The organism is Ruegeria sp. CDSA141, from assembly GCF_059612005.1.
In genome coordinates this window covers 61,848-77,197 of the sequence record NZ_JBXWPT010000015.1, presented here as the reverse complement: position 1 = coordinate 77,197, position 15,350 = coordinate 61,848, and the positions used below count along the sequence as shown (strand labels likewise).

Annotated in this window: 12 protein-coding genes; 3 read left to right on the top strand and 9 right to left on the bottom strand. The window is 56.2% G+C overall.

Annotated features, from left to right (window positions below):
* Positions 1–179: 179 nt before the first annotated feature.
* From AC2FLP_RS17850 to AC2FLP_RS17820, 7 genes are all read right to left on the bottom strand, one after another.
* Positions 180–1,979, bottom strand: a complete 1,800-nt coding sequence (locus tag AC2FLP_RS17850) for an NAD(P)-binding domain-containing protein (RefSeq protein ID WP_496685273.1) — start codon at positions 1,977–1,979, stop codon at positions 180–182.
* A 148-nt stretch (positions 1,980–2,127) separates the two neighbouring features.
* Positions 2,128–3,867: a sigma-54-dependent Fis family transcriptional regulator gene (locus AC2FLP_RS17845; RefSeq protein ID WP_371415298.1), complete on the bottom strand. Its 1,740-nt coding sequence runs from the start codon at positions 3,865–3,867 to the stop codon at positions 2,128–2,130.
* 338 nt (positions 3,868–4,205) lie between these two features.
* A complete protein-coding gene (locus tag AC2FLP_RS17840) occupies positions 4,206–5,705 on the bottom strand; it encodes an AMP-binding protein (RefSeq protein WP_299896044.1) in 1,500 nt (499 codons plus the stop codon).
* A complete protein-coding gene (gene sauS / locus AC2FLP_RS17835; protein WP_299896041.1) occupies positions 5,702–7,105 on the bottom strand; it encodes an acylating sulfoacetaldehyde dehydrogenase in 1,404 nt (467 codons plus the stop codon). Before sauS ends, AC2FLP_RS17840 begins: the two co-directional genes overlap by 4 nt.
* Positions 7,106–7,166: 61 nt before the next feature.
* Positions 7,167–8,129, bottom strand: coding sequence for a tripartite tricarboxylate transporter substrate binding protein (locus tag AC2FLP_RS17830; protein WP_117869363.1), 963 nt, complete (start codon positions 8,127–8,129; stop codon positions 7,167–7,169).
* A gap of 47 nt (positions 8,130–8,176) precedes the next feature.
* Entirely contained in the window at positions 8,177–8,647 is a 471-nt protein-coding gene (locus AC2FLP_RS17825) for a tripartite tricarboxylate transporter TctB family protein (protein ID WP_117869364.1), read from the bottom strand.
* Complete coding sequence (locus tag AC2FLP_RS17820) at positions 8,644–10,155, bottom strand: tripartite tricarboxylate transporter permease (protein ID WP_299639265.1); 1,512 nt, start codon at positions 10,153–10,155, stop codon at positions 8,644–8,646. The genes AC2FLP_RS17825 and AC2FLP_RS17820 overlap by 4 nt, the downstream gene beginning before the upstream one ends.
* Before the next feature lie 97 nt (positions 10,156–10,252).
* Here AC2FLP_RS17820 and AC2FLP_RS17815 point away from each other — a divergent pair, with 97 nt between their 5' ends.
* Entirely contained in the window at positions 10,253–11,293 is a 1,041-nt protein-coding gene (locus tag AC2FLP_RS17815; RefSeq protein WP_496685267.1) for a LacI family DNA-binding transcriptional regulator, read from the top strand.
* A 106-nt stretch (positions 11,294–11,399) separates the two neighbouring features.
* Here the strand turns inward: AC2FLP_RS17815 and purD are convergent, their stop codons facing one another.
* On the bottom strand, positions 11,400–12,668 hold the full coding sequence (purD, locus tag AC2FLP_RS17810) for a phosphoribosylamine--glycine ligase (RefSeq protein WP_496685264.1): 1,269 nt from the start codon (positions 12,666–12,668) through the stop codon (positions 11,400–11,402).
* A gap of 75 nt (positions 12,669–12,743) precedes the next feature.
* Here purD and xseA point away from each other — a divergent pair, with 75 nt between their 5' ends.
* Both xseA and AC2FLP_RS17800 read left to right on the top strand, forming a co-directional pair.
* Positions 12,744–14,228 (top strand): exodeoxyribonuclease VII large subunit, encoded by a 1,485-nt coding sequence (xseA, locus tag AC2FLP_RS17805; protein WP_496685261.1) that lies wholly within the window; start codon positions 12,744–12,746, stop codon positions 14,226–14,228.
* 281 nt (positions 14,229–14,509) lie between these two features.
* Positions 14,510–14,872 carry a glutathione binding-like protein gene (locus AC2FLP_RS17800; protein ID WP_496685258.1) on the top strand — a complete coding sequence of 121 codons (363 nt, stop codon included), beginning with the start codon at positions 14,510–14,512 and terminating at the stop codon, positions 14,870–14,872.
* On the opposite strand, the gene AC2FLP_RS17795 is transcribed toward AC2FLP_RS17800, so the two are convergent.
* Positions 14,873–15,253 carry a hypothetical protein gene (locus AC2FLP_RS17795; RefSeq protein ID WP_117872792.1) on the bottom strand — a complete coding sequence of 127 codons (381 nt, stop codon included), beginning with the start codon at positions 15,251–15,253 and terminating at the stop codon, positions 14,873–14,875.
* Positions 15,254–15,350 lie beyond the last annotated feature (97 nt).

Genomic DNA, 15,350 nt, shown 5'->3' with positions numbered 1-15,350 from the left:
TGGCGGGGTCTCCGTCTGCATGATCGCCTCAAGATCAACTCATAGCAGCACGGCTTAAAAATGTCGCCTATGGGCTCATTGCGGTCATTAGCTGCACTTGGCATGAGCGACCGCTATGCGGACAAAGCGGACTTTCAATCGAAAAAATGAAAGTCCGCTTATTGATTGTAGCGCATGCTTTAACTGAGGTGATGCACTTCTTGAAAGCCGTAGACCGGCGTCGGGATACCCTCCATCCGTGCCTTTATTTGAAGCGACAGGAACTGTGAATAATGCCGGGACTGATGCAGGTTTCCACCATGCATCCAAAGGTTTGGAACCTGTGTCGGCTTCCACATATTGCGTTGCTCGCCTTCCCAAGGCCCCGGGTCCTTGGTTGTGTCAGAGCCTAGACCCCAACATTTCCCAAGGCGATCTGCCATATCCTGGCCCATTAGGTCCGCGACCCAACCGTTCATCGAATTATACCCGGTCGCATAGACCACCAGATCGGCATCCAGATGCGTTCCGTCATCAAGGATAACTCCGGTTTCATCAAGCGCAGTGACCTGACCGCGTTTCAGTTTGATCTCGCCATCAATGATCAACTGGCTGGCCCCGATATCAATGTAATAGCCCGATCCGCGACGCAGGTATTTCATAAACAGCCCGCTGTCATCATCGCCCCAATCCAGCCAGAATCCCGCCTTTTCAAGGCCGTCATAAAACTCTTTGTCCTGCTCTTTCATCGCGGCATAAGCCGGAATCTGGAATTCGTGCAGAATGCGATAGGGCAGCGACGCAAAGATCAGATCGGCTTTTTCGGTCGTCATGCCTGACTGCACCGCACGTTCAGAATAGAGTTCGCCCAGTCCGATTTCCATGAGGGTGTCCGAGCGGACAATATGGGTTGAGGACCGCTGCACCATTGTCACGTCAGCATCGTTTTCCCAAAGCGCCGCGCAGATATCGTGGGCCGAGTTGTTGGACCCCACCACAACGACCTTCTTACCGGCCCATTTGTCGGGACCTTCATGTTCCGACGAATGCACCTGTTCGCCTTTGAAAACATCCATACCCGGAAAATCAGGCATGCGTTTCTTGCCGGACATCCCCGTCGCCATGATCAGATGTTTGGGCCGCAGCACAACTTCTTCGCCGTCCCGGTCCACAGTGATGGTCCATTCGCCCTTGTCTTCATTGAACGTGGCGGATTTGGCCGTCGTGCGCGTCCAATAGTTCAGCTCCATCACCTTGGTGTACATCTCAAGCCAGTCACCGATCTTGTCCTTGGGCGAGAACACGGGCCAGTTTTCCGGAAACTTGATATATGGCAGATGGTCGTACCAGACCGGGTCATGCAGACAGAGGGATTTGTAGCGATTGCGCCAACTGTCGCCGGGCCGGTCATTCCGTTCAACGATGATCGTCGGAACACCCAGCTGACGCAGCCGCGCACCCATGGCGATCCCACCTTGACCACCGCCGATGATGACGCAGTAGGGCTGTGTTTTGTAGCCCAGTTCAGCCTCTTCCTGCGCCCGTTCTTCGGCCCATGTGGACCTGTGTTTGCCCGCACCATGCTTGGCCCCAAGTGGGCGGTTGAACCCTTTGGGCTCTTCATGACCTTTCAGCTCGACCATCGTGGTCAGCAAGGTCCATATCTTGCCATCCTTGAGGCGCAGCAACCCGTAGCCGCGTGCCAATCCGGTTTCGAACTCGATCCATGAGGTGGTTATTCCGCCGTCTTCGGTGGGCACCTCACCTTCGGATACTTTCCAACCGCTCGGTTTGGTTGTGACCAGCTGATGCGAAAGCATATCTGCCACCTGCGCCTTGCCTTCGACCGTTTTGATATTCCAGGTAAAGCTGACCAGATCGCGCCAATAGCAATCGTCTTGGAACATATCGCACGCGGCACTGATATCGCCTTTGGATAAAGCCGCACCGAAGTCATCCAGAAACCCCTGCACCTGATCCGAGAGTGTTGTGTCGAGCATGTGATCCTCCCTATCTCCACGGAGCAGAAGGCTGGCAAATCCGTGACCCTTCGGGCAAGCGGATTTGGTGAATCAACACTTGGTGCGGTCCAAAAACGCCATAGTTTGTTGCGCGCGCAACAAGGGCGCAACACGGGTACGTGTTCGTTTAAGCGGGCGGTTTAAGCCCGGCTTTTCGCATACGGCGCAGGATCGTCGATCGGTTCACACCAAGGCGCCTTGCCAGTTGGGACATGTTCCAATCGCAAGCACGCAAAAGTGTTTCCAGATCATCTGATTCCTGCTTTTGCGTAGGGGCGAGCGCCGGGGCGGGCAAATCCGTTAAGTCGATGATGTTGTCCCCACACAGGGCGACCGAACTTTGCAGTAGATGTTCCAGTTCACGAATATTTCCGCGCCACAACCGTGATTTCAAATCGGCGCGGGCAGCGGTCGACAGGCGAATATCATGGCTGGCAAACCGTCGGAGCAGACGATCAATTAGCCAATCCAAATCCGCACGGTGTCGCAAAGGCGGCAGAGACAATGTGGCCCCCGCAATCCGGTGAAGCAGATCTTCACGCAGACCGCCCTGCAATCCTGCCGGGGGCTGCCGGCATGAGGCGATGATCCTCAGATCAGCGCGCCGCTCAAGCACTGCCAAAAGAGAGGCCTGCGCAGGCTCGCTCAGGTCTTCAACGCCGCGCAGGAACAGTGTGCCAGGTTCGATAGCATGGCAGAAGCTGAATGTCGGAGTGTCGCAGCAGATCACGGTGTGGAAATCCTGTGTCGCGGGATCGGCCATATGGATCGCGCGCGCCAGCTTGGTTTTGCCTGTCCCGCTTTCACCGGTCAGTAAAAGCGGCAGATTTGTCGGCGCAAGACGGGCAGCCTTGTTCAAAAGTTGCTGAAGGCCCACATCCGGCCCCGCAAAGCTGCCAAGGGCACCAGGCAGAACCTGTTCGCGTTTGCGCAGGGCTGCCGTCATCTGCGGCGTCTGTGGCGCAACGGCATGACCATAGAGCGCGCGCCCATCCTTGAGGTGTAGAACGCGGTCTTCGGACGGTCTGCCGCGCATGAATTCGGGCATGTCATCAACACTGATTTCAAGCCAGTCCTGCAATTGCGACCCGATCAGGTGGCCCGAACCGTCCGGGTCCAGTGCACATCGGGCCCCCGAAGTCATACCGATGATCTTGCCGCCTCCGTCCACTGCAACCGCCGCTTCAGGATCGACCTCAAGAAATTCGGGGCTGGCAGAAAAGCGCAGGACCCAATCGCGCCGGGTCGATGCCATCAGGTTTGCCATCTCGACGCGACGTGCGGAATTCGTCACCAATGTCATGGCCAGATTCTGCGATGCCTTAGGCGAGGGTCCACGCAACAAAGACACATCCAGAACAGCCGCAAGACCACCTTTGGTGTCAAAAATTGGTGCTGCCGTACAAGACAGCGGCGTATGCGTAATTGAAAAATGATCGCCTTGATGAATCGTAACCGGCTGACCTGTAACGATACACGACCCCACCCCGTTCGTTCCTGCCAACTCTTCCGTCCACTTGAATCCTAGATGAAGACCCGCTGTTCTGAGCTCGTCCTCGAAGTTTCGGTCGCCAAAGAAATCGACGCAGACACCATCTGCATCCGCAAGCAGCAGGACGTAGTTCTGCCCTGCCACCTGCGCAAACAGGGATTGCAGCCCCGAACGCGCCGTTGCGATCAGACGTTCGGATTGTTCCAGATGTTCACGGAATTTGGTGTCCGGGAGGATGTGCGCTGGTTCCTGTCGTGAGGGATCCATTCCATAGGTTTCAACACAGCGCTGCCAGCTATCCGCGACAAGTCGGTCTCGCCCTGTATCGAACCCGCTTAAGACACGGTCAATCTCTTTTGAGTGCTGGCGGTCCAACAGCTTCCCGTCCTACAAATCCTTCCTAAAAATAGCATGAGTATAGCTGCGCGCCTATGTTCAATATTCGACTGGCAAACGTTTGGCGCGTTGCCTCGTCAAGCTGACCTTCGTTAATCGCGCAGCATTGGACCCTTTCGGCTCGAAGCTGACGTTGGGTGAATTCCTCCCAATGTCCGCATTTCGGACGAAGCTGATATTCGCATTCTCTGTCCGAATGTCAGCTAACTTTCGCAGACCGCCCTCATAGTCCCGAACGGCGGCAGCTTGAAATGAGTTGTGCGCGCCTCATCACAACTCGTTCTACTCGATGCTTACTTATGTCGAGAATTCAACCCTCACCGCGTCATCTCAGGCAGTTTGATTCTTTGGATCTTACCGGATGGGCCTTTCGGCAATTCTTCCAGTAAATAAACCGTGTCTGGAGATTTGAACGCGCCGAGCTTTTGGACACAAATCTCGACAAGTTGTTCGGACGACAATGTGGAGCCATCACACAATTTAACGGCCGCCTCCACACGTTCACCATAAGTTTTGCACGGGCGAGCAAAAGCGGCGGCTTCAATTACGTCAGGGTGCGAATACAGTGCTTCGTCGATTTCACGAGGGGCAATGTTTTCCCCTCCCTTGATAATCAGTTCCTTCAGTCGACCGGTGACAAAGAAATACCCGTCGTTGTCGATATGGCCCAAGTCACCTGTTCGAAGCCACCCGTCCGAGGTGAAGGTTTCGCCGGTTGCGTCGGGATTCTTGAGATACTCGCGCATGACATTTGGTCCACGCACAGCGATCTCGCCTTGCAGATGAGGTGGTAGAGGAATCAGATCAGGTGACAGGATGCATGCCTCATTGCCAAACGCCTTGCCCGGTGAGCCAATTTTGCGAATGCCCGGCGGCAATGGGTTCGATAGAATCTGGGCGGCGGTTTCGGTCAGGCCCATGGTTTCAACAATCGGCACTTCGAAACGGGCTTCGAATGCAGTTTGCACATCGGGCGCAAGCGGGGATGACGCTGAACGGCCGAAGCGTAACCGATCCCGGGTGTTGGATGACGGGGTTATGTCAGAGTGGAGCAGGTGCGAGATGATTGTCGGCACGACAGAGAACCATGTCGCCTTCGCTTCTTCGCACTGGTCCCAAAACTTGCTGGTTGAAAACTTCTCGGCCACCGCCAATGATCCGCCAGAGACCAATGCGCTTATGACCGTTACGCACAAGCCGTTGATGTGGTAAATTGGCAATACGCAGAGACCGCGATCGCTTGGCGTCAACCTGTGCGCCACGGTTGGTGTCCAACCGCCTGCCAACAAGCTCGCGTGGCTGTGCACGACACCTTTGGGGCGTCCGGTTGTCCCCGATGTGTACATTAACAGTGCGTCGTCTGCAGGCTCAAGCCGGTGTAATACCGGGGCTTTGTTGTCACCGGCTTCTGTGAGCCGAGACATTCTCGTCGGGCTTACCCTTTCGAACAAATTGACCTGGGCCTCGCCGACAAGTGCAATGCGCGCTTCGCAGTGATCCAGCGCATATCCTATAGCCTCGTCTCCCGCGACGAGGTTGATCACCGTCGCACGGAACCCGCCGTAAAGCACTCCGTAAAGGCATTCGATTGCCTTGCGACCGTTTGGCTGTAGGATTGCGACGCTCGTCCCTTTATTCAGTCCCAACGCCGTCAATTGTTGCGCAAGTTGTTTTGCTTTGCTCTGCAAATCCGACCAGGTCAGCGCAGGTTCGCCGTCAAAAAACAAATAGGCGTCGCGATCACCGTCGGTGCTTGCCCGGTCATCTAGCCAGTCGCGGACGGTGCCGTTTGGCGGCGTATGATCATCCACCTTCATTCCCCTGCATCCGCCCAGTAATCTGCGAAGATGTCTTCGACGGTGGGTTCGATAGGTGGAATTTCCCGAACGATTTTGGTGGTTTGAATGAAGTGCTTCCAATGCAGGTTCTCATCAATCGCATTGCCGCCCCAACTGCCGCATCCCATCGAAAGCGAGAAGGGCATGCCGTTGTTGAATGAGCCACCGGTCGCGAAAGTGTGCGCCTGATTGACGATGACACGGCAGGTTGGCATCAAGGTACCCAATGCCACCGCACGCGCGTCATCTGCAGTGTGAATGCCGATGGAATGTCCTGCCCCTTGATAGTCCAGAATGCGCGCCGCGATAGCTCGCGCGTCATCGTAGTCCTTCGCGCGGTAAAGCGCGGCAACGCGGCTTAGCTTTTCGCCGGACAGCGGATGATCCGGGCCGATGCCTTTGGTTTCGACCGCAAGGAACTTTGTGTCTTCGGGCACCTGATCAGACAGACCTAACGCCGCAATCATCTTGTCGGCATCCTGCGCGATGACTTCCCGGTTCAGATGGCCGTCGGGCCAAAGCTTCGAAACAATCTGAGCTTCGTCTTCCACCAGCGCCCCACCTTCAGTGGCGAGCGCCGCAATGAAATCCTCATAGATCACGTCCACAACGATCATCGAGTTTTCAGACGAACAAGAAGTTGCGTTGTCGAACGTCTTGGAAGCGGTAATTTTCTGAGCAGCAGCCTTCAGATCGGCGGTCTCGTCAACGATAACCGTAACGTTGCCTGCGCCCACGGCTACAGCGGGTGTACCGCAGGTCTGGGCACGATGGACATTGTTCTGGCTGCCTGTGCAAATCACCCGATCGCACAGCTCCATCATGGCCTGAGTTTTGGCCTTGGAGCCGGGCGCTGGGACCATCTGAACCAGATCATGATTCAGCCCCAGCTTGTCAAATTCGGCATGAACGTTGGACAAAAGCAACTCGCAGCTGGCCACACCTTTGGGCGAAGGGGCAACAACCACCGCGTTGCCACACTTCAATGCGTTAATGATGTTGTTGGCAGGCGTGGCTGCAGGATTGGTCGAGGGCACCACAGCGCCCACCACCCCGATGGGGCGCGCGATTTCGGTGATGCCGGTGGAGGCGTCGTTGCTGATAATCCCGTGCGTTTTCACGCCCTTGATGTCGCGCATCAAGCCAAGTGTCTTGCGATGGTTCTTGATGATCTTGTCGGGCACATTGCCAAGCCCGGTTGTCGCGACCGCAAGTTCGGCCAAAGCCCGATTGCGAGAAGGCTCCATAATCGCCCAAGCGGCAGCTTCGGCTGCGCGGTCATAGCGCCTTTGGTCGGCACCCGTCTCGTAAGCTTTCTGAGCGGCGCGCGCTCGAGCCACAACCCTGCTCAATTGAGCAATATCATCATGTGCATTCATCGCGAAATTCCTATGGAAGAGGATAGGGCACGGGTCGCCCTATCCATTACTCTGCCACTCGTTAAAGACCTGCCAGAAGCTCTTTCAGTGTTTCCTGACGCGCAGCCCACATTTCCTGAACCTCTTCACGGGTCATAATGTGCATGGGCGAACCGCCTGCTTTCATTTTGCCCGCCACACGCGAGTTCTTGAACATCTCGGGTACGGTTGCGGCCAGTTTGTCGATGACCTCTGGCGGCGTTCCTTTGGGCACCATGACACCGCGGAAATTCACGCTGGCGTTGTCGATGTCAAAGCCCTGCTCTTTTAACGTCGGGACGTCAGGCAGGAACTCATTGCGTTCCAGATCAAACACGCCAAGGATTTTGACGTTGCCCGCTTCCTGTGCACGGAATGCGTCTGACAGATTATTCACGCCGCCCATGACGTCACCCGCTATCACAGCTTTCATTGCTGCCGCACCGCCACCTTTGGTCGGGATATATGCCATTTTAACACCTGCTTCTTTCTCAAGTTGCAAGGCGGCAATGTGGTGTCCAACAAATAGACCTGCCCCAGAGAACGTCAGTTTCCCGGGGTTTTCCTTGGCGTAGGTGACCACGTCCTCCATGGAGTTGAACGGGCTGTCCTTGGCCACCACAAATACCGCGGGGTCAGCGCCCCAGTTGGCGATCGGTTCAAAGCTGTCCGCCGAGTATTCGACACCGCCCTTAATCGACTGCGCAATGAAATGCGGAATGTTGTATGCCCCGAGCGTATAGCCATCAGCCTCGGCCTGGGTTGCAAACCAGTTCCAGCCAACCCGCCCACCAGCGCCGGGTTTGTTGATGATCGCAATGGGCATACCAAGCGCATCTTCATTGCCTGCCGTCATGGTGACAATGCGGGCCTGGAAGTCAGTGGCCCCGCCAGCACCATAGCTGACCATCATCATGATGGGGCGTTCCGGGTAATCCTCGGCGATGGCCATGCCACCGGTCAGGGACATTAGCGCCAACGCGGCGCCTGCCAGTAAATGTTTCATGTTAGATCCTCCCTTGGATTTTTGATCGCCGCTTTGCGCGGTCTTTTTCAGAAAAATATCTCTCGCGGTGTGTAGACTTTGAGCAGCAGGGCGAAGAGCCCGTACATCACCGCCAGAAACCCTGCCGTGATGATCACGCGCTTGACCCAGGTCTTGGCTTCGTCATGTGGCGCCGGGTCGTAGAAGCTGAGAAGCAAGAAAAACGTGATCGTACCCGCGGTGTAGAAACCCAACGCCTTGGCGGCCCAGAAAATGTAGACAAGCGCGATGGTCAGGCCTGGCAGAAGCCACACGAAATCTTTGCGCGAAACGCCATTTCCCACCTTTGTCCAACCAAGGATCGCTTTGACGAATGTCCACAATGCCAAGACGACGAAGACGGTCGAAATCAAACGCGGAAACAGGAAGGCTTCGGCAGGCTGTTGTGTATAGCTTACCCATGCCACCCACATTCCGACCGCCGCAATAATGCCGGACGCCACAATGTGTTGAACGCGTGGAAGACTGATTTGGCTCATCCCATGATCTCCTCTTTAGAGGTGTAGCGACGGCTGCGAAGTTCCATCCAGACCGAATAAGCAATTGATGCAATCACGATGGCAATTAGGACGATGTTCAGCGTGCCAGTCAGGAAATAGCTCGCCATCCCGTCAGTGGCTCCGGCAATCATTGACCCTTGGATGAAATTTGCTTCGGCAATCGGGCCAAGGATCAGGCCAAGCACCAGCGGCGCGGCCGAGAAGCCGAAGCGTTCAAGGAAGTACATCATAACGCCCAATGCGGCCATGACGTAAACGTCGCCCATGCTGGACTGGACCGAGTAGCTGCCGAAGACGGCGAGCCCCAGAACAACGGCCGCCATGACGCTTTGCGGCACCTGTGCAACCCGGGCGGCAAGGCCAGCCACATAAAGGCCGAAGATGCACATGAGCACCTGACCGATCAGCATCGAGTTGATAAAGGTCCACGCCACATCCGGGTGATTGTCAAAGAGATCGGTGCCCGGAAAAATTCCGTGGATCAGCAGACCACCCAGCAGCACTGCTGCCGTGGGCGAACCAGGGATCGAAAGCGTCAGAAGTGGCACAAGGCTTGGGCCGACCATGGCGTTGTTCGCGCTTTCAGCTGCGATCACACCTTCACTGTGGCCCTTGCCAAATTTATCACGTTCCGGGCTGAACTTTTTGGTTTGGTCATAGGCGACAAGACCTGCGATTTGACCTCCGACGCCTGGAATAAGCCCAATGACCGAACCTGTGATGGTACCAATGCTAAGGGCGCGAGGGCGGCGCAGAAGCTCGCGCACCGCATCCATGATCGAATGTTTCTCGACCTCGATCACTTCAGCATTTGCTGCTTTGCGGCCTTTTGCGAACATGGTCAGTACCTGGGGAATGGCAAACAACCCGATGAGCGCCGCAATGATGTTGATACCGCCACCCAATGCTGGGTGAAAAATAAACCGCTGCGCGCCCATGATGTCGTCAAATCCGATGGTCGCAAGCCAGAGGCCGATGCAACCGGACAGAAGGCCCTTCACCACCGAAGCGCTGTCCAGCGAACCGATTACAGTGACGCCAAGGATGGCGAGCCAGAACAGGTGACTGGGACCGAATGCCAGCGCCCATTGCGCCAGTACGGGTGTCAGGAAGATCAACAGCAGAACACCAATCACGCCCCCGACTGCCGAAGCTAGGAAGCTGAGCTGCAACGCTTGAGCCCCTTTGCCTTGCTTGGCCATGGTATGACCGTCCAACGTCGTTGCGATGTTTGCAGGTGCACCGGGAATTTTAAGAAGGATGGCGCTGACCGCGCCACCTGCCACTGTGGATGTATAGGCCGCTCCCAAAAGGATCAGTCCCTGAACGGGTGCCAGGTGGAAGGTGAAGGGGATTAAAAGGGCCACTGCCATTGTCGGTGATAGTCCGGGGGTTGCCCCCAAAATCAGCCCACCAATCGTCCCCAAAAGCAACAAGCCAAAAGAGATCGGTGTGAAGACATCTCCGAAGTAATAAAGGAATTCCAAAGTTCCACCTGATGGTTTTCTCACGTTGACATCACAGGCTAAGAGATGAAAATAGTTTTGCAAATGTTTTCATTTTTTAGCCGAATAAGTGTGAATAATGGCCCGAAAACAAAAAGATAAACCTGATATCGTCGCTGTTGCGAAAGCGGCAGGGGTTTCCATCTCGACGGTCTCGCGAAGCTTCAATCACCCTGATCTTCTCAAACCGGCGACTCGCAAGAAGATTGATCGAGCGGTGCAGAAACTGGGCTATATTCGCAATCGCGCGGCGCAGGTGATGCATGGGCGGCGCAGTGGCACCATCGGACTGGTCGTGCCAACAATTGACAACGCGATCTTTGCCGAATTGATCCAGTCCTTCTCTGATGGGCTGGATCAGTACGGTTTCACGATGCTTATTGCATCTCACGGTTTCGATTTGGATCGCGAATACAAAATGCTGCGCAAACTGATGGAACACCGTGTCGATGGGCTGGCGCTTATCGGGTTGGAACACTCGGACGCCACCCATCAACTAATCGAACAGCAGGGGGTGCCAACTGTTGCAATCTGGAACTATGCCGACGACGCACGATTATCTTGCGTAGGGGTTCAAAATTCAGAGGCTGGCCGCTTGGCCGCGTGTCACCTGTTGGATCTCGGCCACCGCGACATCGGCCTTGTCTTTCCCGACCTTGCTGGAAACGACCGAGCTCACGATCGGTTGCACGGAGCTCTTTCAGAGCTGCGGCGGAAAAAGATCAAGGTGCCGGAAGAGTGGCAACTGCAGGCCCCCTACAGCATTGCGGACTCAAAACGCGCTAGCCTGTCGTTGTTGGGGAAGTCTCCGCGCCCCAGTGCCATTTTGTGCGGTAATGACATTATTGCTCAAGGCGTGCTTTATGCCGCGAAACACTTGGGCATTGCTGTGCCTGGAGAACTTTCAATAATGGGGATCGGCGATTTCAAAGGATCGGGAGAAATCGAACCGTCACTCTCAACCATCCGCATTCCGGCCAAACGAATTGGAGCTTTGGCCGCAAAGCAAATAGCGGACGCCGTTACTGGAAAAAGCGCGGGTACAACGGCGACAAATTACGAACTCAGTGTATTAGTTCGGGATTCCACCGCGACTCCATCTGGAATGGCAAACACCTGAAACGGTCCTGGACATCTTGGCGAACACAGCCTTGGCCCAAGCTGTCAAGTGCGAGGTAGTGCCATACAAAAGTGCAATCGACGGCTTGGCAGTGCCCCCTATCCCGTCAACCATCCAATGCACGCCATCCGATATCGCGCCGATAAAACCCTTCAGGCCAATCCACACCTTCAACCATTTCATAGGCCCGGTCGCGCGCCTCCTTCAACGTGTTTCCACGCGCGGTCACGTTCAGGACACGCCCGCCCGAGGCCACAACCTGCCCTTCCACAGTCTTCGTTCCCGCGTGGAATACCATGTTTCGGCTGTCTTCAGGCAGCGCGTTCAACCCTTTGATCGCAGTGCCTTTCTCATAAGCGCCAGGGTAGCCATTCGCCGCCATCACGACCGTGATGGCATGGTCATCCGCCCAATTCACCCGCACCTCATCCAACCTGCCTTCGGCAGCGGCGTGCATCAGGTCCATCGCTTGCGCGCCCATACGCATCATCAACACCTGACATTCCGGATCACCGAAGCGGACGTTGTATTCAACCAGCCTTGGCTGCCCATCCTTGATCATCAACCCTGCATAAAGAACCCCCTGAAACGGCGTTCCCCGGCGCTTCATCTCGGCGATCGTAGGGCGCACGATCTCTTCCATCGCGCGCGCTTCTACTTGTTCACTTAAAACCGGAGCCGGAGAATACGCCCCCATTCCGCCGGTGTTCAGGCCAGTATCGCCTTCACCTACCCGTTTGTGATCCTGGGCCGTGCCGACAGAGAGAATGTTCTCTCCATCGCACAGAACGAACAGCGAGGCTTCTTCGCCATCCATGAACTCTTCAATCACGACTTCCGCGCCCGCACCGCCGAAAGCACCGCCGAACATGTCGTCAATGGCGTCCAGTGCGGTCTTTTCGTCCATCGCAACGATCACGCCCTTGCCTGCGGCCAGCCCATCGGCCTTGACCACAATTGGCGCGCCCTGTTCGCGGATATAAGCTTTGGCAGGCTCTGCTTCGGTGAAACGGGCATAGGCTGCAGTGGGGGCTTTGGCCGCGTCACAGATTTCTTTGGTGAAGCTTTTCGACGCTTCCAGCTTCGCTGCCTCGGCTGAGGGCCCAAAAACCAGAACTCCGGCTTCGCGCAAGCGATCAGCCACACCGGTCGCCAAAGGCGCCTCGGGCCCGACAATCACGAAATCAATCGCGTTTTCTTCGGCAAAGCTGACAACAGCACCGCCGTTTTCAATATCAAGAGTGGCACAGTCAGCGATCTGAGCGATCCCCGCATTCCCCGGCGCAACGATCAGGCGGTCACATTTGGGGTTTTGCAGCACTGCCCATGCCAGGCTGTGTTCGCGCCCTCCGCTGCCGAGAATGAGGATATTCATGAAAGCTCTCCGATCTGCTTGGCCTTGCCTGCGCGGCGTTCTAAGCTGGGTGAGCATTTGAAACAAGGCGCTGAAATGTCCGACCTGCTTGATGACCCGATTCCGGGCCAAAACACCCCTGAATACACAGTGTCCGAAATTTCCGGTGAGGTGAAACGGACGCTCGAAGGCTCGTTCGGGCGAATCCGCGTCCGGGGTGAGGTTGGGCGCGTGTTCAAGGCGCGATCCGGGCACCTTTATTATGACATCAAGGATGACCGGAACGTTTTGGCCTGCACCACCTGGAAAGGGCAGGTTGCAGGTCTGTCCGTTGTGCCGGAAGAAGGGTTGGAGGTCGTCGTCACCGGTCGCCTTACTGCTTTTGGGGCACAATCCAAATACAACCTGAACGTCGACGAGGTTTCCGTTGCTGGTCAGGGCGCGCTGATGGCGTTGCTGGAAAAGCGCAAGAAGCAGCTTGAGGTCGAAGGATTATTCGCGCCCGAACGCAAAAAAACCCTGCCGTACCTGCCACAGGTTATTGGCGTGGTCACATCCCCCTCAGGCGCAGTAATCCGCGACATTCTGCATCGACTCAGGGACAGGTTCCCACGCAAGGTGCTGATCTGGCCCGTGGCCGTACAAGGAGCAAACTGCGCTTCTGAGGTTGCCCGCGCCATCGAAGGCTTCAACCAATTGACACCCGGCGGCGCGTTGCCCCGGCCCGATCTAATCATCGTGGCCCGCGGCGGCGGATCAATCGAAGATCTCTGGGGTTTCAATGAAGAGATCGTCGCGCGCGCCGCCGCCGCGTCGGACATACCGTTGATCTCGGCCGTTGGGCACGAGACCGATACCACCCTAATAGATTTCGTCTCGGACCAGCGCGCTCCAACGCCCACCGCAGCCGCCGAACTGGCCGTCCCCGTCCGCATGGAGTTGCTCGCCTGGACTGGCGAGCAAGGCGCACGCTTGTCACGGGCCGCAACTGACGCAGTCCAACGCCGAGCGCAAAGGCTGCACGATCTGTCCCGCGCGCTTCCGCACCCGGACAGTCTGTTGAACTCTCCGAGACAACGTCTTGATTTGATTGCAGATCGCCTCACACCCGCCTTGATACGCGGGGTGCAGAACCGTCGCCTTCAAGTGGTGGAACTGTCTGCCCATCTGCGCCCCTCAACCCTGCGCAGTCTGGTATCTGCACGACGAGAATCACTGCACAACCTGTCCTCGCGCCTGTCCCTGCGACCAATCCAAAAGGAAATCGACCAGCAGCGGCAAAACCTCAATCGTCTTGGCGATCGAATGCATACGGCCCAAACCGCACGGTTGGATCGCCTCAAACAGCAACTCGAAGCGACGGATCGCCTGCGCGAGACGTTGAGTTACAAGGCCACTTTGGACCGCGGATACGCGGTCGTCCGGGCCGAGGGAAATGTGATCACCACCAAGGCCCAGGCCGCCAAACAAACGGCGCTTGAGATCGAATTCGCCGATGGCATTCTCAGCACCGGCGCGGCCGCGAAACCGTCTTCGAAGAAACCCAAACCGGGCGCCTCGGATCAAGGATCGCTGTTCTAGGCCATGCTGACCATCTGGGGCCGAAGAACACCATCGAATGTACAGGCGCTGATGTGGTGCGTAGGTGAGCTGGCACTAAGTTTTCAACGCCACGATGTGGGGCACAGGTTCGGCGGGCTGAACAAGGATGGCTTTCGCAAACTTAACCCAAACGGCACCATCCCGGTGATACAGGATAGCGAACGCCCCCGCTTTGGGAGACGGGCCCAATCCTGCGGTATCTGGTCTCTGCGTATGGTGAGGGTGATTTCTGACCACGCGACCCGACCCGGCAAGCCGAAGTGGACAAGTGGGCGGAATGGGTCAAAATCAACGTCGCGATGGCATTCACGGCACCTGTTTTCTGGCGGATCGTGCGGACACCGGAGGCAGAGCGCGACCACCATGCAATGAAAAAAGCCGTGACAGCGCTTGAAAGCACGCTGGTAATCGCCAATGCGCAACTGCCTGAACAGGCGTTCCTGTGCGGCTCTTGTCTGACTTTGGCCGATATCCAGATGGGACACGTTCACTATCGCTACTATGACATCGATATATCACTTACATCACTGCCCAATTTGCGCCGGTGCTATGACGCGCTGACCGAAAGGCTAGCTTACCAGACCCATGTCATGATCAGCTATGAGGAGCTGCGCCGAAGCTGATCAAACACCAACGTCGGGCCCGTAGCATACCATTTCCTCCCCAAGATCCTCTGCCTCATACAGTTCGGTCGCTTGCGGATTACCCTCGAACTGCGCGATCAGCCCGCCACCTGATTGGGTAAAGACCCAACATTGCGGATCCAGCCTGTCTTCGTAGAGGAAACAAATCTGCTCATCCCGCTGGTACCAGATACCTTCCTTGCAATTCCCGTCGAGAAAAGACCAGATCACACGACGGTTCGGAAGGTACCGTTCAACCCCGTAAACCTGCCCGTCGAACCCGTAGAAAAGAGTTTTTCCCCGCGTATACTTGTCGAATTCCGGGCCCGACAAAGGCGTTTGTGCCGCCACGGATTGTGCGGCAAAGGTTGCGAGAATCATCATGGATCTGAACATGTTTCCATTTTGTCAGAAGCGGTCCGGTCACGCCATTCGCCTGTTGGATCGGGGTCATCACAAGGCGCTTAACTCAACGTAA

What these genes read in the sequence shown, in the direction of transcription:
- AC2FLP_RS17850 (WP_496685273.1), bottom strand. Translation starts at nt 1,979, where the DNA reads ATGCTCGACACAACACTCTCGGATCAGGTGCAGGGGTTTCTGGATGAC.
- AC2FLP_RS17840 (WP_299896044.1), bottom strand. Translation starts at nt 5,705, where the DNA reads ATGAAGGTGGATGATCATACGCCGCCAAACGGCACCGTCCGCGACTGG.
- sauS (WP_299896041.1), bottom strand. Translation starts at nt 7,105, where the DNA reads ATGAATGCACATGATGATATTGCTCAATTGAGCAGGGTTGTGGCTCGA.
- AC2FLP_RS17830 (WP_117869363.1), bottom strand. Translation starts at nt 8,129, where the DNA reads ATGAAACATTTACTGGCAGGCGCCGCGTTGGCGCTAATGTCCCTGACC.
- AC2FLP_RS17825 (WP_117869364.1), bottom strand. Translation starts at nt 8,647, where the DNA reads ATGAGCCAAATCAGTCTTCCACGCGTTCAACACATTGTGGCGTCCGGC.
- AC2FLP_RS17815 (WP_496685267.1), top strand. Translation starts at nt 10,253, where the DNA reads ATGGCCCGAAAACAAAAAGATAAACCTGATATCGTCGCTGTTGCGAAA.
- purD (WP_496685264.1), bottom strand. Translation starts at nt 12,668, where the DNA reads ATGAATATCCTCATTCTCGGCAGCGGAGGGCGCGAACACAGCCTGGCA.
- xseA (WP_496685261.1), top strand. Translation starts at nt 12,744, where the DNA reads ATGTCCGACCTGCTTGATGACCCGATTCCGGGCCAAAACACCCCTGAA.
- AC2FLP_RS17795 (WP_117872792.1), bottom strand. Translation starts at nt 15,253, where the DNA reads ATGATTCTCGCAACCTTTGCCGCACAATCCGTGGCGGCACAAACGCCT.